We start from the raw sequence: 17,597 nt of genomic DNA, 5'->3' as shown, positions 1-17,597 counted from the left end.
CAGGGCCCCTTCGGCGGGCCTTGCCGGGGCCGCGGGGCTGGCCTAGAGTACCCCCGCCAGCTTATCTAACGGATGTTAGATAGTTCTGACGCCGGGGAGGGACGTCGTGACCGCCACCTCGTGCGAGGCCGTCGCCGTCGCCTCCGTCGTGCCGGTCGCCGGCGTGACGCTGCCCATCCGGCTGCCCGCCGCGACCGGCACGGCCGTCACCGGCCTCGGCTCCGGCCTCGGCGCCGGCACGGACCGGGCCGTCGGCCCGGCCCGGATGCCCGAAGGGCTGCCCGGAGAGCCTGCTCCTGCGCGGAGGTTCTCGGCGTCCTTGGTACCGTCACCGCTCTGCCGCCGACCGTCGGTCCCTTCGCCGTCGGTCCCTTCGACGGCGGTGCTGTCATCACCCTCGCCATCCTCCCGATCCGATCCGTGAGGCAGGTACCCCCGTGAACCGCACCGCTGCCCCCGCACCTCCGCGTCCCGGCGCCCGCGACGGCGTCCCGCTCACCATCACCACCGGTACCCCGGTGAGGGGAGGTCCCGGGCCCGACGGCCGGGGCGGCCACCTCCGGATCGGGGCCACCCGCAGGGAAGGGGGTGGGGAACGAATGCTCCTGGAACGCGACGAGGTGCTGGGCACGGCCGCGGCAGCCGCGGCAGCCACGCGTGCGGGCAGCGGCCGGTGGATCCTCCTCTCCGCGCCGGTCGCCGGCATGGGGCGGACCGCGGTGCTGGAGACGATCGTCCGCCGCGAGTCCGGCCGCGGCGCGATGCGCGTCGGCCGGGCGCGCGGCGTGGCGGAGGAGACGGCGTTCCCGTTCGGAATCGTTCGGCAGCTCTTCACGGACGACGAAGCCGTGCCCTTCTCGGTGCCGACCGGGATGGACGAACAGTGGCTGTTCCACCGCCTGGTGACGCGACTGACCCGGTCCGCCGCCGAGCGGCCGGTCCTGCTCGTGGTGGACGACCTCCACCATGCCGACGAGCCGTCCCTGCGCTGGATCGGCTACCTCGCCCGCCGGATCGCCGAGATCCCCGTCCTGCTGGTGGTCACCGAGTGCGCGGACCAGCCCGGTCCGGTGCCCTTCCCACCCTCCACGGGCGGGGCCGTCGCCCTCCGCCCCCTCAGCGAGTCCACCGTCGTCCGCCTCGCCCGGGCAGCCGACCTGGACCGGGACGACACCGCGACCTGCGTCGAAGCGGGTGCCGGCAACCCGGCCCTGGTACGGGCGCTCATCGCCGACCTCGGCGGCGGACCGCCGTCCGGCCCGAAGTCCGCCAGGCCCCACGGCCGTTACCGCGACACGATCGCCGACTGGCTGAGGAAGGCCGATCCGTGCTTACGCCACGCCTGTCTCGCCCTCGCCGTCGCGGCGGAGGGCGACCCGCCTGCCGGCCCCGGTCCCGATCACCCGCTCTGCGACCTCTGCACGTCCGCGCGAGCCCCGGGCGAGCGGCCGGCGCACCACCTGGACGCACTGCTGAGTCACCCCCTCGCCCGCGGGGCCGTGCTCGCCGCCGCCGATCCGGAGGAGGTCGCCGCACTGCACGCCCGTGTCGCGGAACTGCTCGACGAGAGCGGTGCCCCTGCGACGGCCGTGGCCTCCCGGCTCCTGCACGTGGAGCGGCCCGACGCGACGTGGATGGCCCGCGCGCTCTCCGAGGCCGCCGAGGAAGCCGCGCGCAACGGTCACGTCGCGCAGTCCGCCGCGTACCTGCGCCACGCCCTGAGCGGCACGCTCGACCCGGACCGGCGCGCCGCCCTCACCGTGCGCCTCGGCGCCCTGGAGCTTGCGAACAACCCGACGGCCGGTATCCGTCGACTCCACACCGGACTGGAACTGCACACCGACGTCCGGGAACGGGCCGCCGCGGCGACCGCCCTCAGCGCGGCCCTCGTCGCGGTCCGGGACCCCGACACCGCCATGCGGGTCCTGCGCCAGGCCGGTCGCGCCGCCGCCGACGACGAACTGGTCCAGGTGTTGCAGACCCTCGGCGCGCTCGTCGCCTCGCACGACAACGACGAGTGGCGCGGGGCCGTCGCCGGCCTGCGCGCGCTCGCCCCGACGGCGCCCCCCGCCATCGAGCCGCTGGTGTGCGGGCTGATCACCGAGTACGAGGCCGGCGCCGGTCTCTGCTCGGCGGCCGAGGCACTCGCCCGGATCCGACCGCGCCTGGCGACGCGGGTCGACCCGCGTCTGCGGACGGCCTGGTTCGGCAGCGCGGCCACCCTGTTGCAGTGGGCCGACTGTCTGGACGAGGCCCGCGAGCTGACCGGCCTGTGCCTGCCCGGCCTTTCCGTCCCCCCGGCCCTGACGGACGTCGGTGTGCAGTGCCTGCTGAGTGTCCGGGCCGAGACGGCGCTCTGGGAGGGCGCGTTCGACCGCGTCGTCGCCGAGAACGCGCCGCTGGTGGAGGCGGCCGGCGAGCGGGGCGTCCGGTTGCCGCACCTGTCGGCGATGGTGGCGTCCGCCCGGTACGAGAAGGGCGATCGCGCCGGGGCGTGGGAGGCCGTGGCCCTCGCCGGACAGCGCGGCAGCGAGAGTTCCTGGGAGTGGAACGAGCTCAGCTACACGCGGGCCGTGCTGCATGCGGCGGACGGCGACTGGCACGCGGCTCTCGACGACTACCTGGCCTGCGGAGCCGGCCAGAGCGCCCACGACTTCGTCAGCCCGGTCGCCACGCCGTGGCGCTCGGGAGCGGCGTTCGCCCTGGTCCGGCTCGGGCGGCGGCAGGAAGCCCGCGAACTCGCCGAGGAGGAGCTGCGCCACGCCCGGACCTGGGGCACCGCGCGTACCGTCGGCCGGGCGCTGCGGGCGTACGCCGCGGCCGTGGGCGGCAGGCTGGCGCTGTGTTCGCTGACCGAGGGCGCCGAACTGCTCAGGCCGAGTGCCGCGCCCGTGGAACTCGCGGAGGTCCTGGTCGACCTCGGCCGGGCCCAGATCGAGGCGGGAAGCGCCCGCAAGGGCCGCGACACGCTGCGGGAGGCGCACGCCGTGGCCCTGCGGCCGGCCCCCGCGCCCGCTTCGGGGGCCGCTCCGGGGGCCGGGGGGCCGGCCGCCGTCGGCCGTCTCCTCGCCCTGACCCAGGACGCCTTGCGCGAGGGCGGGGTACGGAGCAGGAACGGCGGGCACGCCCTGACCCCGGCCGAACGGCGCGTGGCCGAACTGGCGGCGGTGGGGAACACCAACGCCCAGATCTCCTCCGCGCTGTGCCTCACCCTCCGCACCGTGGAAACGCACCTCACCAACTCGTACCGGAAGCTGCGGATCGCCCGGCGTTCCCAACTGGTGGCGGTACTGCAGCAGTAGGCGTCGCGGGCCCACCCCGGCCTCGCCGTGCGCAGACGGTGTTCCGGCGCGTGGCCCGGGGGCGTGGCTCAGAGGCGGGAGACCCGCAGGGCCCAGGCGATCAGAGGAGCCTGAAGCGGTACCCGGGCCAGGGCGGCGACGCGCAGCGGTGCGGGACGGTGGCGCCAGTCCCGGGCCATCTTGACGTTGGCGGGCAGGACCGCGACGAACAGGCCGGCTGCGGCCAGCGCTCCGGCCCGGCGGGTGGGCGGGCAGGCGATCGCCGCGCCGACGGCGAGCTCCGCCACCCCGCTGAGCCGGGTCCAGGTGCGCGGATCACCGGGGAGGCCGCGGGGCACCATGGCGTCGAACGGGCGGGGGACGGCGAAGTGTGCCACCCCGGCGCCGAGCAGCAGGCCGCTCAGGAGAGCGGCGGATCGGGGCAGGGTCGGCATGGTGCTCCTCCAGGTACGGGCCCGCGCCCGGGCTCGATTACCGAAGAGTAACCATGTGGCGCCCGGAGCGGAAGCCGTCGTGCCGTCCGTGACCGACCCGGGCCGCCGCGACGGAGGGGGACGCAGGGTCGGCGACCCGGTCGGCGGAACAGTCGCGCCCGGCCCGCGCCGTCCCCGCCGTCAGTCCTGGGTCCCCGCGGGGAGCGGCCTCAGACCGGCGACCTGTGCGAGGAGGCGGTAGGAGGTGAACAGCGCGTCGCGGTCGTAGGTGCTGGTGGCGAGGAGGAACTCGTCCGCCGCGGCGCGCTCCATCAGCTCGGTGAGGCGGGCCCACGCCTGCTGAGGGGTGCCCGCGATGTGGCCGGTGAGCGACTGCTGGAACGCCGCACGTTCGCGCGGGGTCATCGTCCGGGACAGGATCTCCCCGGTGGGGGCCAGCGGCGGGAACTCGCCGTGGGTCCGGGAGTGGGCGGCGGCCCAGGCCTCGGGGACGAGGAGGTCGCGGGCCTCGGACTCCGACCCGGCGACGGCGACCGTACCCGAGAGCACGACGTACGGCCGGGAGGCGCGGGCCGAGGGGCGGAAGCGCTCCCGGTAGCGGTCGATCGCCTCGAACATCCGCTCCTGCCCTCGCGCGGCCGCGATCACCAGGGGGAGCCCGGCCTCGGCCGCGACGTCCGCGCCGGCGCCGGTGGCCAGCACGAACGCCGGTACGTCCAGACCCTCGGCCGGCCGGGCGTGAACGCCGTGAGGGGCGCTCGACGGCGCATCGAAGTAGGCCAGCAGTTCGGCGAGTTGCTCGGGAAATCGGTCGGCGGAGTCCTTCTCCCGGCCCAGCGCCCGCCGTACCCCGTCGGTGAACCCCACCGAACGGCCGAGACCCATGTCGATCCGGCCCGGGGACAGGGCGGCGAGCACACCGAACTGCTCGGCCACGACCAGCGGTTGGTGGTTGGGGAGCATCACCCCGCCCGTCCCCACTCTGATCCGCTCCGTTGCCGAGGCCACCGCTGCGGCCAGCACGGTCGGGGCCGAACCGGCCACGCCCGGGACGCCGTGGTGCTCGGACACCCAGAACCGGTGGTAGCCGAGCCGCTCGGCCTCGACGGCGAAGGCCACGGTGTCCCGCAGCGCCCGGGCCGGTTCCTCCCCCCTGCGGGTCCGGGAACGGTCCAGCACCGACAGTCGGAAGGGCGGTGTCGTGGTCACTCCCGCCACAACGGGCGCTGCCGCCCGGCTCATTCCCGTACGACGGAAAAGGCCACCTGCCCGGCCGGTCTCCGGCGCCGACCGCCGGGGACCGGCCGTGGGGGAGCGGCCGTGCCTACGGGCCGGGTGTCGTCGGGCTCCGCGTCAGCGCGGGGCGAGGACGCAGAACTCGTTGCCCTCGGGATCGGCCAGGACCGTCCACGGCACGTCGCCCTGGCCCACGTCGGCGGGCGTCGCGCCGAGAGCCCGCAGCCGCGCCGCCTCCTCGACCCGGTCGCCCCCGGGGTACGGGCGGAGGTCGAGGTGGAGACGGTTCTTCACGGTCTTCTCGTCGGGGGTGCGGATGAATTCGAGGTACGGGCCGACGCTCCTGGCGGAGCGCAGCACGGCCTGGTCGTCCGTCACCTCGTGGACGGTCCAGTCCATCGCCTCGCCCCAGAACCCCGCCATGGCCCTCGGGTCCGCACAGTCGACCACCACCGCGGCCATCGGCCCGGTGTCCAGGTAGCGCTCGCGGGGCTCCAGTACGCAGAATTCGTTGCCCTCGGGGTCGGCCAGGACCGTCCACGGCACGTCGCCCTGGCCCACGTCGGCGGGCGTCGCGCCGAGGGCCTTCAGCCGTGCGACCAGCTCCGCCTGATGGGCTGCCGAGGTGGTGGCGAGGTCGATGTGCAGACGGTTCTTCACCGTCTTGGGGTCGGTGGCGCGAACGACGTCGATGCAGACGGCGACGGGGTCGGGATAGACGAAGCCCACGGGTTCGAGGTTGGTCACACCGGGGCCCTCGCTGTCGATGCCCCAGCCGAGTACCTCCGCCCAGAACCGGCCGACCGCGGAGTCGTCCCGGGCATTCATCGAAATCTGAACAAGCCGTGTCGTCATGCCGCCGACCCTATGCATGCCGTCCCGCGTCGACAAACACATATCCCGGCCTGGGAGGGATCCGTGGTGCTCCGTGGCATCCGGTGCTCGATTCTCCGGGGAGGAGGTGGTCGTGACAGTAGAGCGCGCTCGCCGAGCACCTCACAAGATGCATGCAAGGTTCTTTCTAAGATTTGCCGACTTCATGCAGTATCGGAGAGTGGATCTTGCGGACGTGGAGCCGGGCCTTCCGCTGGTGGGCGGCCCCGGCGGTGATCCGGCAGTGTTCGGGCGGCGAAGTGCGGGAGGTGTGACCCGCCGGCAGATCCCAGGGAGGGGTGCGCGTGTAGCCGGCTGAGGCCGCAGCCGGCCAGGCCGTTGGGGCATCGCGGCGGGCTATCTTGTTTTTGCGAAATTCTGTCGACATCTTGTGGTCATCTGGACGGGATGGTTAAGTGAGCGGCGCGCCGAGGGGTGGTCGCCGACAGGTCCCGAGAGGGTCCGCGACGTGCCCCCGGGGCGTCCGAGCCGCGCAGTCCAGGAGTGCGCGGGCCTCGCTTCCGCACGTCCCCGCCCCCGTCACCAGGACCGGGGCGATCCCCACCGGAACACCGGGGCTCCCCCGCGCCCCGACACCGGCCCTGCCCGCCGTGCCTGTAGAAGGGTCCTCTCTCCCATGAAGACGAATCGGCTTCTCCGCAGATCCCTCGCCGCCGTGGCCGTCGGCGCCCTGGTCCTCCCGGCCGCCGCGTGCAGCAGCTCCGCCGACAGCGGCTCCTCGGGCGACCCCGGCGCGCCGAACGGAGCGGAGGCCCCGCTGGACCCGTCCGCCAAGGTCACCATCAGCGCCGACTGCCAGCCGCCGACCACGAAGCCGGGGGAGCGCAGGCAGTGGGAGGAGGACATCGCGGAGTTCAACAAGACCTACCCGAACGTCACCATCAGGGCCACCGACGCCTCACCGTGCAACGAGCCCGCCAAGTTCACCGCGCAGCTCGCCGGCAAGACCCAACCCGACCTCTTCTACGCCTACTTCACGGACCTGGGCCAGGCGCTCGACGCCGGCGCGGTCGAGGACATCAGCGCGTACGTCAACGAGACGACCGTCCCGGCCCTGAAGGACATCGACCCCTCGGTGCTCGACACCCTCAGGAGCGAGGGCAAGCTCTACGGCCTCCCGGTCACCAACTACAAGATGGGCCTCATCTACAACCGCAAGCTCTTCACCCAGGCCGGTCTCGACCCCGACAAGCCGCCGACGACCTGGGCGGAGATCCGGACGGCCGCCCAGAAGATCTCCGCGCTCGGCAACGGCGTCAACGGCTACGGCGAGTACAGCGCGACCAACCAGGGCGGCTGGCACTTCACCGCCGAGCTGTACGGCCTCGGCGGCAGGATGACCGGTGACGACGGCAGGAAGGCCGCCTTCAACACCCCCGAGGGCAAGCAGGTCCTGCAGAACCTCCACGACATGCGCTGGACCGACGGCACGATGGGCGCCGCCCAGGGGCTCAAGTGGCCCGACCTGATGACCCAGACCTCCACCGACAAGCTCGGCATGTACATCGGGGCGCCGGACGACATCACGTACATGGTCCAGACCCTCAAGGGCAACTACGCCGACTACGGCATGGGTCCGATGCCAGGAGGCAGGGCCACCCTGCTCGGCGGCGACACCCGGCTCTTCAAGAAGGGGTCCACGCCCGACCAGATCAAGGCCGGCATCGCCTGGGTCACCTTCAAGTACCTGACCATGGGCAAGGGCCAGTTCGACTACGCCCGCAACAGGTCGGACAACCTGCCCGTCGGCATCCCTCAGCCCAACTTCTTCACCGGTTCGACCCTCGCGGCGGACAACGCGGCCAAGGCCGCCAGCGCAACCGTCCCGGTCCGGAACTACGCGCCCTACATCTCCGAGCAGGTCCCGGGAAAGACCGAGCCGGCCAACGCCCAGCAGCTCTACAAGGTCCTCGACAACGCGGTCTCCGCCGTGCTCACCGACCGGGGCGCCGACATCGACAAGCTGCTCGCCGACGCCGAGTCCCAGGCCAACAAGGTCCTGGCGAGCCTCGGTTAGCCGACGCGGGGGACAACCCGCCCCGGGCCTCAGCCGCCCACGGCCACGGCCACCCCGACGGACACACACGGATACGAAGACCGACCGACAAGCAGACCGACGGACATGCAGACCGGCGGACCGGGCACCGCCGACCCGCCCGACCCGCCGGTCCAGCCGGCACACCAGGAGCACCGATGGCCGGGACCATCTCCCCCTACAAGACCACCCGCCGGGCCAGTCGCATCCCGGCCGACCGCACGGGTGGCTCCGGAGGCCGCTCGTCCAAGCGTCCGGAACTCGGCCGGACCGTCCGCCGCAACGTCTCCGCCCACGGGTTCCTCTTCGGCGCCCTGGTGTGCTTCGGGTTCTTCACCTGGTACCCGATGGTCCGCGAAGTCGTCATGAGCTTCCAGAAGACCAGACGCGGAAAGACCACGTGGGTCGGGCTGGAGAACCTCGAACGGATCTTCGGCGACCCCGACTTCTGGACCGCCTGGCGCAACACCTTCCTCTTCACCGCGCTCGCGCTGCTCCTGGGCTTCGCGGTGCCGTTCTTCGTGGCCGTGCTCCTCAACGAGCTCCGGCACGCCAGGGCCTACCTGCGGATCCTGGTGTACATCCCGGTGATGATGCCGCCCGTCGCCGCGGTGCTGCTGTTCAAGTACTTCTACGACCCGGAGTACGGCCTCTTCAACTCGATCCTGACGACCCTCCACCTCCCCACCTCCGCCTGGCTCAACTCGCCGGACACCGCGATGGTCTCGGTGGTCGTCGCGGCCACCTGGATGAACATGGGCGGCGCCACCCTCATCTACCTGGCCGCCCTGCAGGGCATCCCCGGCGAGCTCTACGAGGCGGCCGACCTGGACGGCGCCGGCCTGTTCCGCAAGATCTGGCACGTCACCGTCCCGCAGACCAGGCTCATCCTCTCGCTCCTCCTGCTGCTGCAGATCGTCTCCACCATGCAGGTCTTCGTGGAGCCGTTCCTGCTCACCGGTGGGAACGGCCCGCAGAACTCCACGATGTCGGTCGTCTACCTGGTCTACGAGTACGCCTTCGACATGGGAGGCAACAACTACGGCGTCGCCTCCGCGATGGGCCTGGTCATGCTCGTGGTCCTCGCCGGCTTCTCGGCCCTGTACACGCGGCTCAGCCGCACCGACGACTAGGAAGGGCTCCGGCCATGGCAGCGAACGAACCCCGGACCCGGACGCTCGTCGCACAGACCCAGCTCGACCGACCGCTCGGGAAGGCCGTCTACCGGACGGTGCTCGTCCTCGTGGTCCTCGTCTTCACCGCCGTCTTCGTCGGCCCGCTCTACTGGCTGGTGACCGGCGGCCTCAAGAGCACCCAGGAGGTGATCCAGAGCCCGCCGACCCTCTTCCCGTCCGAGATCCACTGGGGCACCTACGCGGAGGCCTGGCGCCAGCTCAGGATGGGCCGCCTGCTGACCAACACCCTCTACTACGCGCTCGGGGCGCTCGCCTTCCAGCTGGTGTTCGACGTCGCCGCGGCCTACGCGCTCTCCAAGCTGCGGCCGATCCTCGGCAACGTGATCCTCGGCATGATGCTCGCGACCCTGATGGTCCCCTCCGCGGTCCTGATCGTGCCGCAGTACCTCACCGTGCTGGACCTCCCGCTGCTCCACCTCAACCTGGTCGGCACCCCGTGGGCGATCTGGCTGCCCACCGTCGCCAACGCCTTCAACATCTTCCTGTTGAAACGGTTCTTCGACTCCGTCCCGGAGGACCTGCTGGCCGCAGCCGCGATCGACGGCGCCTCACCGACCCGGGCCCTGTGGTCGATCGTGCTGCCGATGTCCCGACCGATCCTCGGCGTGGTCTCCATCTTCGCCGTGGTCGCGGTCTGGAAGGACTTCCTCTGGCCGATGCTGGTCCTGCCGGACCCGGCCGACCACACGCTCAACATCGGCATCCGCTCCCTCGCCACCGGCCTGCCGCAGAACGTCGTGATCGCCGCCCTGGCCATCGCCTCCGCACCGACGATCGTCTTCTTCCTGATCTTCCAGCGCAGCATCGTGTCCGGCCTGACCTCCGGCGGCCTCAAGGGCTGAGCGCCCCGCCCGGAAGCGGTCGACCACCACGCCCCTCCCGTCCGGTCGAAAGGACCCCCCCACCGTGGGACAGAACTCCAGCCGCCAGCCCGAGCACCCGGCCTGGTGGCGCGACGCGGCGATCTACCAGGTCTACCCGCGCAGCTTCGCCGACGGCAACGGCGACGGCACCGGGGATCTCGCCGGGGTCCGGTCCCGCCTCCCGTACCTCGCCGAACTCGGCGTCGACGCCATCTGGGTCAACCCCTGGTACCCGTCCCCGATGGCGGACGGCGGCTACGACGTCGCCGACTACCGCGACGTGGACCCGCTGTTCGGCACCCTGGAGGACGCCGAGAACCTGATCACCGAGGCGCTCGCTCACGGCATCCGCACCATCGTCGACATCGTCCCCAACCATGTCTCCGCCGAGCACCCGTGGTTCAGGCGGGCCCTCGCCGCCGTCCCCGGCAGCCCCGAGCGCGAGCTGTTCCACTTCCGCCCCGGCCGCGGCCCGGACGGCGAACTGCCGCCCAACGACTGGGAGTCCGAGTTCGGCGGCTGCCCCTGGACCAGGACCACCGACCCGGACGGAACGCCCGGCGAGTGGTACCTGCACCTCTTCGCCAGCCAGCAGCCCGACCTCAACTGGGCCCACCCGCAGGTCCGCAGCGAGCACGTGTCGATTCTGCGCTTCTGGTTCGACCGCGGAGCCGCCGGCGTCCGCATCGACTCCGCGGCCCTCCTCGTCAAGGACCCCGAACTGCCCGACTTCCGCAAGGGGGTGGACCCCCATCCCTTCACCGACCGCGAGGAGCTGCACGAGATCTACCGGTCCTGGCGCAGGATCGCCGACTCCTACCCGGGCGAGCGCATCCTCGTCGGGGAGGTGTGGCTGCCCGACGCCGAGAGGTTCACCCGCTACCTGCGCCGCGACGAGCTGCACACCGCGTTCAACTTCGACTTCCTGGCCCGCCCGTGGGAGCCGGAGGCGCTGCGCGAGTCCATCGACTCCACCCTCGCCCTGCACGCCCCGGCCGGGGCCCCCGCGACCTGGGTCCTCTGCAACCACGACGTCACCCGCACGGTGACCCGCTACGGTCGCAGGGACACCCGTTTCGACTTCGCGGCCAAGGCCTTCGGAACCCCCACCGACGTCGCCCTCGGCCTGCGCCGGGCCCGCGCCGCCGCGCTGCTCTCCCTCGCCCTGCCGGGTGCCGTCTACCTCTTCCAGGGCGAGGAGCTCGGCCTGCCCGAGGTGGAGGACCTCCCGATCGATCGTCTCCAGGACCCGATGCACCTGCGCTCCGGCGGCACCGACCCCGGCCGGGACGGCTGCCGCGTCCCGCTCCCGTGGTCCGGCCCCCTCCCGCCGTACGGCTTCTCGCCGGCGGGCACCGAACCGTGGCTGCCGCAGCCGGAGGGCTGGGCCGCGCTGACGGTGGAGGCGCAGAGCGCCGACCCGGACTCCGTGCTGTCGCTGTACCGCGCCGCGCTCCGGATCCGCCGGGGATCGCCCGGTCTGCGCGGCGACAAGTTCGAGTGGCTGCCCGGCGACCGCGGCGTCCTCGCCTTCCGCCGAGGCGCCGAGTTCGCCTGCGTCGTCAACCTCTCCCCGGCGCCCGTCGTCCTGCCCGCGCACGACACCGTCCTGCTCACCAGTCGGCCGCTCGACGGAAACCTCCTTCCCGTGGACGCCGCGGCCTGGCTGCGGTCGCGGTGACGGCCCGCCATCACCGGGCCCTCCCTCGCGGATCCTGCCGGGCGCAGGATCCGACCGAAAAGGGCTGAAGCGGTCGGCCGGCCACGGCCGCCCCTGCGCTCCCCTGCGCTCCCTGCCCTCCCCGGCGGCGCCGGCCGGTCCGGTGCCGTCGCCCGTCCTGAGCTCGTCGGCCCTCCCCGGAGGATCCAGATGATGTCGGCTCGGTCACCGCCCCCTCTCGCCAGGCCCCTCCGCGACGCCCGCCCGGACCGCCCCGCCGGTCGGGGCCGCGGCACGCACGCGCCCACTCCCTCCCGGAGAGGCTCCGCTTTCCGGGCCTGTCCGCCCCCCACCTGTCATCCTGATGAGATCCAGAGGACTCCCGTGAGATCGACAGCTCCGATTTCCCGACTCGTGGCAGGGCTGGCCTCGGCCTGCCTGCTGCTCGTCGCCGGCCCGTTACTGCCCGCCCGGGCCGTCGGCGGCCCCGACCTGGCCGCCGGCAAGCCGGCCGCCGCCGGCAGCGCCACCGCCGGCCGAGGCGCCGCCTTCGTCAACGACGGCGACCAGAACACCTACTGGGAGAGCGCCGGCACCGCCCTCCCGCAGTGGGTCCAGGTCGACCTCGGCAGCACCACCGCCGTCGACGAGGTGGTGCTCAAGCTCCCCGCGAGCTGGGGTGCCCGCACCGAGACGCTCGCCGTTCAGGGCAGCACCGACGGCACCGCCTTCTCCACCCTCACCGCCTCGGCCCCGTACTCCTTCGAACCGGGCGCCGGCAACACGGTGAGGATCGGCTTCCCGTCGACCGGTACCCGCTTCGTCCGGGTGGACATATCCGCCAACACCGGCTGGCCGGCCGCGCAGATCTCCGAGCTGGAGGTGCACGGCACCACCGGCTCCAGCGCCAACCTGGCCCGCGGCCGGGCCTTCACGGCCGGCAGCAGTTCGGGCGGCTACGGCGCGGGCAACGTCGACGACGGCAACCAGGGAAGCTACTGGGAGAGCGCGAGCAACGCGCTCCCGCAGTGGATCCAGGTCGACCTCGGGACGGCGGTCGCCGTCAGCCGGCTGGTCCTGAAGCTGCCGACGGGCTGGGAGCGGCGGACCCAGACCCTCGTCGTGCAGACCAGTACCGACGGCAGCACCTTCACCGACCGGGTCGCGTCCGCCGACTACGTCTTCGACCCGGCCACCGGCAACACGGTGACGGTGGACACCGGCACCACCACGGCCCGGTACGTCCGGCTGAAGGTCACCGCCAACACCGGCTGGCCGGCCGCCCAGCTCGCGGAGTTCGAGGTGTACGGCCCGGTGACCGGGGACACCCGGGCGCCGTCCGCGCCCGCGAACCTGACGTACACCCAGCCGTCCTCCGGGCAGGTCCGGCTGGCCTGGAGCGCGGCGAGCGACAACACCGGGGTCACCGGCTACGACGTCTACGCCGACAACGCCCTGGTCAGCAGTGTCGCGGGAAACGTGCTGACGTACACCGACAGCCGGGCCGACGGCGCCACCGTCTCGTACTACGTGAAGGCCAGGGACGCGGCCGGCAACCAGTCGGCCGCCAGCAACACCGTGACCCGCACGGGCGCCCCCGGGGACACCCAGGCGCCGTCCGCGCCGACGAACCTGACGTACACCCGGCCGACCTCCGGGCAGGTCCGACTGGCCTGGGGCGCGGGCGCCGACAACGTCGCGGTCACCGGGTACGAGGTCTTCGCCGACGGCGCGTTGCAGGCCGAGGTGGCCGGCAACGTGCTGACGTACACCGACAGCCGGGCCGACGGCGCCACGGTGTCGTACTACGTGAAGGCCAGGGACGCGGCCGGCAACCGCTCCGAGGCGAGCAACACCGTCGTCCGGACCGGCAACGACGGTGGCGGTGGCACCAACCTGGCCGGGGGCAAGCCGATCACGGCCGACTCCAGCATCTACACCTTCGTCGCGGCGAACGCCAACGACGACGACGTGACCACCTACTGGGAGGGCGCGGGCGGCAGCTACCCCAATGAGCTGACCACGCGGCTGGGTTCCAACGCGACCGTCGGTTCGGTGGTGCTGAAGCTCGACCCGGCCGCGGCCTGGGCCACCCGCACCCAGACCGTGGAGGTACTCGGCCGGGAGCAGAACGCGACTGGATTCACCAGCCTGGTGGCCGCGAAGCCCTACACGTTCTCCCCGGCCTCGGGCAACACGGTGACGATCCCGCTGACGGCCACCGCGGCCGACGTCCGGCTGCGGATCACCGCCAACTCCGGTGCCGGAGCCGGGCAGATCGCGGAGTTCCAGGTGATCGGCACCCCGGCGCCCAACCCCGACCTCACGGTCACCGCGGTCTCGGCCTCTCCGGCCGCTCCGGTGGAGACCGACCCGCTCACGCTCTCGGCGACGGTCAGGAACGCCGGCACGGCCGCCTCCGCCGCCACCGCCGTCGACCTCTACCTGGGCGGTGCCAAGGCCGGCACCGCCCAGCTCGGCCCGCTGGCCGCCGGTGCCTCCGCGACCGTCTCGGTCCCGACGGGCCCGCAGAACGCGGGCAGCTACCAGCTGCGAGCCGAGGCCGACCCGGCCGGCGCCGTCGTCGAACGGGACGAGACCAACAACGCCCACACCGCGCCGGCCCCGCTGGTGGTGAGTCAGGTCGCCGGTTCCGACCTGGTCGCCGCGCCCGTCAGCTGGACCCCGGGCAACCCGGCGAGCGGCAACGAGGTCACGTTCTCGGTGGCGGTCAAGAACCAGGGCACGACCGCCTCGGCGGGCGGCGCCCACGGCATCGGCCTGACGGTGACCGACGCCACCGGTGCGGTCGTCAGGACCCTGACCGGCAGCCACACCGGCGTCATCGCGCCCGGTGCCACCGGCGCCCCGGTGAACCTGGGCAGTTGGACGGCGGGCAACGGCCGGTACACCGTGAGGACGGTCATCGCCACCGACGCCAACGAACTGCCGGTCAAGCAGGCGAACAACACCTCCACCCAGTCGCTGTTCGTCGGCCGCGGCGCCAACCTGCCGTTCGACACCTACGAGGCCGAGGACGGCGTGCTGGCCGGCGGCGCCGCGGTGGTCGGGCCCAACCGGACCGTCGGCGACCTCGCGGGCGAGGCCTCCGGCCGCAAGGCCGTCACCCTGAACACGACCGGCGCCTCGGTCGAGTTCACCACCAAGGCGCCGACCAACACCCTGGTGACCCGCTTCTCAATCCCGGACGCGCCGGGCGGCGACGGCATCGACGCGAAACTCGACGTCTACGTCGACGGGGTCTTCCTCAAGGCCCTCGACCTCACCTCCAAGTACTCCTGGCTGTACGGCAGCGAGACCGGTCCGGGCAACTCGCCCGGCGCCGGCGGCCCCCGGCACGTCTACGACGAGGCGAACCTGCTGCTCGGCACCACCCTCCCGGCCGGCAGCAGGATCAAGCTGCAGAAGGACGCCGGCAACAGCACCACGTACGCCATCGACTTCGTCAGCCTGGAGCAGGCGACCCAGCTCCCCAACCCCGACCCGGCCCGGTACGCGGTGCCGACCGGCTTCACCCACGGCGATGTGCAGGCGGCTCTGGACCGGGTCCGGATGGACACCACCGGCGCCCTGGTGGGCGTCTACCTCCCGAGGGGGGACTACCAGACCGCCAGCAAGTTCCAGGTCTACGGCAAGGCGGTGAGGGTGGTCGGCGCGGGCCCCTGGTTCACCCGGTTCCACGCCCCGTCCTCGCAGTCCAACACCGACGTCGGCTTCCGGGCCGACGCCTCGGCCAACGGCTCGACCTTCACCGGCTTCGCCTACTTCGGCAACTACACCTCCCGCATCGACGGCCCCGGCAAGGTCTTCGACTTCGCCAACGTCGCCGACATCACCATCGACGACATCTGGACCGAGCACGTGGTCTGCCTGTACTGGGGCGCCAACACGGACCGGATGAAGATCACCAACTCCCGGATCCGCAACACCTTCGCCGACGGCGTCAACATGACCAACGGCTCGACCGACAACCTGGTCTCCAACAACGAGGCCCGAGCCACCGGGGACGACTCCTTCGCGCTGTTCTCGGCGATCGACGCGGGCGGGGCGGACGAGAAGAACAACGTCTTCGAGAACCTGACCTCGATCCTGACCTGGCGGGCCGCCGGCGTCGCGGTCTACGGCGGGTACGCCAACACCTTCCGCAACATCTACATCGCGGACACCCTGGTCTACTCGGGGATCACCATCTCCTCGCTGGACTTCGGGTACCCGATGAACGGCTTCGGCGCCTCGCCGACGACCGATCTGAAGAACATCTCCGTCGTCCGGGCCGGCGGCCGCTTCTGGGGGGCGCAGGTCTTCCCGGCGATCTGGGTGTTCTCGGCCTCGAAGGTGTTCCAGGGCATCAGGGTCACCGACGTGGACATCGTGGACCCGACGTACAGCGGCATCATGTTCCAGACCAACTACGTGGGCGGTCAGCCGCAGTTCCCGGTCGCCGACACGGTGTTCAGCAACATCTCGATCTCCGGTGCGCGGCGCAGCGGTGACGCCTCCGACGCCAGGTCCGGTATCGGCGTCTGGGCCAACGAGCTGCCCGAACCGGGGCAGGGCCCGGCGGTCGGTTCGGTGACCTTCGACCACCTGCGGTTCAGCGACAACCACCAGAACATCCGCAACACCACCTCGACGTTCACCATCAAGGTCAACCCGTAGGGAGGGGAACCTCCCGGTGACGGGTGGTTCCGTACCGCCGGGAGGTCTCCGACCTCCCGGCGGTCGTTGCGTTCCGGCGCGGCGTCCCACCTGGCATACCGGGCTCAGGGCTTGCGGGGTTCGGCAAGCGACGTGCGGTTCCTGTCCGATCGACCGTTGGAATTTGCGTCTTCGTCGCAAGACCATGCAACTTCCTTGCGTGGCGGAGCTAGAATGGCCGCATGACACGACGACTGGCCCAGGTGGCGAAGAAGGTCGGGGTCAGCGAGGCCACGGTCAGCCGGGTGCTGAACGAGAAGCCCGGCGTCTCGGAGACGACCAGGGCGGCGGTGCTGACGGCGCTGGACGTGCTGGGATACGAGCGCCCCACCCAACTGCGTGGTGAGCGGGCGCGGTTGGTGGGCATGGTGATGCCGGAGCTGCAGAACCCGATCTTCCCGGCCTTCGCCGAGGCGGTGGGCGGCGCGCTGGCCGGGCAGGGATTCACCCCGGTGCTGTGCACGCAGTCCGCGGGCGGGATCTCGGAGGCGGATTACGTGGACCTGCTGCTGGCCCAGCAGGTGTCGGGGGTGGTGTTCTTCGGTGGTCTGTACGCGCAGGCCGACGCCGCCCACGACCACTACGAGCGGTTGGCGGAGCGCAGTCTGCCGACGGTGCTGCTGAACGCGGCGATCGAGGGCCTGGACTTCGCGCGGGTCTCCTGTGACGACGCGGTGGCCGTGGAGCAGGCGATGGGGCACCTGCGGCAGCTCGGTCACCGCAGGATCGGCCTGGTACTGGGGCCGGCGGACCACGTGCCGTCCCAGCGGAAGTTGGACGCGGCGCGGCGGGCCGCGGCCTCGGCGGGCCTGGAGCTGCCGGACAGCCACGTCAAGCGCGCGCTGTTCACCCTGGAGGGGGGCCAGGCGGCCACCACGCGGCTGCTGGGCGAGGGGGTGACCGGGATCGTCTGTGCCAGTGACCCGCTGGCGTTGGGCGCGGTGCGGGCGGTGCGCCGGGCGGGCCTGTCGGTGCCCGGCGACGTGTCGGTGATCGGCTACGACGACTCCTCGTTCATGACCTGCACCGATCCGCCGCTGACCACGGTGCGCCAGCCGATCGAGGCGATGGGCCGGGCGGCCGTGGACCTCCTGGCGGGGGAGATCGCGGGCGCGAGGATCACCCACGACGAGCTGCTGTTCGAGCCGGAGCTGGTCGTGCGCAGCTCCACCGGGCCGGCCCCCGCCGCCGGCTGACCGCACGCGGCCCTACACAGCCCCACGCGGCCGCAGGCCCCGCCGTTCCGGTCCATCGGAAC

The 17,597-nt window shown here is 72.3% G+C and carries 10 protein-coding genes; 7 read left to right on the top strand and 3 right to left on the bottom strand.

Features of this window, described 5'->3' with window-relative positions; all coding sequences use genetic code 11:
• Nucleotides 1-599: 599 nt before the first annotated feature.
• Nucleotides 600-3,302, top strand: a complete 2,703-nt coding sequence (locus tag ACFWOG_RS13285; protein ID WP_380357817.1) for an AAA family ATPase — start codon at nt 600-602, stop codon at nt 3,300-3,302.
• Between the two features lie 68 nt (nt 3,303-3,370).
• Here the strand turns inward: ACFWOG_RS13285 and ACFWOG_RS13280 are convergent, their stop codons facing one another.
• The 3 genes from ACFWOG_RS13280 to ACFWOG_RS13270 form a co-directional block, all read right to left on the bottom strand.
• The gene (locus tag ACFWOG_RS13280; RefSeq protein ID WP_329875923.1) at nt 3,371-3,736 is read right to left on the bottom strand and encodes a hypothetical protein; all 366 of its coding nucleotides are present in this window, start codon (nt 3,734-3,736) and stop codon (nt 3,371-3,373) included.
• Between the two features lie 180 nt (nt 3,737-3,916).
• Nucleotides 3,917-4,978 carry an LLM class flavin-dependent oxidoreductase gene (locus ACFWOG_RS13275; protein ID WP_380357812.1) on the bottom strand — a complete coding sequence of 354 codons (1,062 nt, stop codon included), beginning with the start codon at nt 4,976-4,978 and terminating at the stop codon, nt 3,917-3,919.
• 111 nt (nt 4,979-5,089) lie between these two features.
• A complete protein-coding gene (locus tag ACFWOG_RS13270; protein ID WP_380357809.1) occupies nt 5,090-5,827 on the bottom strand; it encodes a VOC family protein in 738 nt (245 codons plus the stop codon).
• A gap of 655 nt (nt 5,828-6,482) precedes the next feature.
• Between ACFWOG_RS13270 and ACFWOG_RS13265 the strand changes: the two genes are divergently transcribed.
• From ACFWOG_RS13265 to ACFWOG_RS13240, 6 genes are all read left to right on the top strand, one after another.
• The gene (locus tag ACFWOG_RS13265; RefSeq protein ID WP_380357806.1) at nt 6,483-7,883 is read left to right on the top strand and encodes an extracellular solute-binding protein; all 1,401 of its coding nucleotides are present in this window, start codon (nt 6,483-6,485) and stop codon (nt 7,881-7,883) included.
• 176 nt (nt 7,884-8,059) lie between these two features.
• Nucleotides 8,060-9,034: a carbohydrate ABC transporter permease gene (locus ACFWOG_RS13260; protein WP_380357798.1), complete on the top strand. Its 975-nt coding sequence runs from the start codon at nt 8,060-8,062 to the stop codon at nt 9,032-9,034.
• 14 nt (nt 9,035-9,048) lie between these two features.
• On the top strand, nt 9,049-9,939 hold the full coding sequence (locus ACFWOG_RS13255; RefSeq protein WP_355405596.1) for a carbohydrate ABC transporter permease: 891 nt from the start codon (nt 9,049-9,051) through the stop codon (nt 9,937-9,939).
• 64 nt (nt 9,940-10,003) lie between these two features.
• Nucleotides 10,004-11,641: a glycoside hydrolase family 13 protein gene (locus ACFWOG_RS13250; RefSeq protein WP_329875945.1), complete on the top strand. Its 1,638-nt coding sequence runs from the start codon at nt 10,004-10,006 to the stop codon at nt 11,639-11,641.
• 393 nt (nt 11,642-12,034) lie between these two features.
• A complete protein-coding gene (locus ACFWOG_RS13245) occupies nt 12,035-16,300 on the top strand; it encodes a discoidin domain-containing protein (RefSeq protein ID WP_380357793.1) in 4,266 nt (1,421 codons plus the stop codon).
• 221 nt (nt 16,301-16,521) lie between these two features.
• A complete protein-coding gene (locus tag ACFWOG_RS13240) occupies nt 16,522-17,535 on the top strand; it encodes a LacI family DNA-binding transcriptional regulator (RefSeq protein WP_329875947.1) in 1,014 nt (337 codons plus the stop codon).
• Nucleotides 17,536-17,597: the final 62 nt, after the last annotated feature.

This window comes from Kitasatospora sp. NPDC058406 (assembly GCF_042722765.1).
Lineage (GTDB): Bacteria > Actinomycetota > Actinomycetes > Streptomycetales > Streptomycetaceae > Kitasatospora.
Note: the sequence above shows the minus strand (reverse complement) of the source record. Positions and strands in the feature narration are given on the sequence as shown.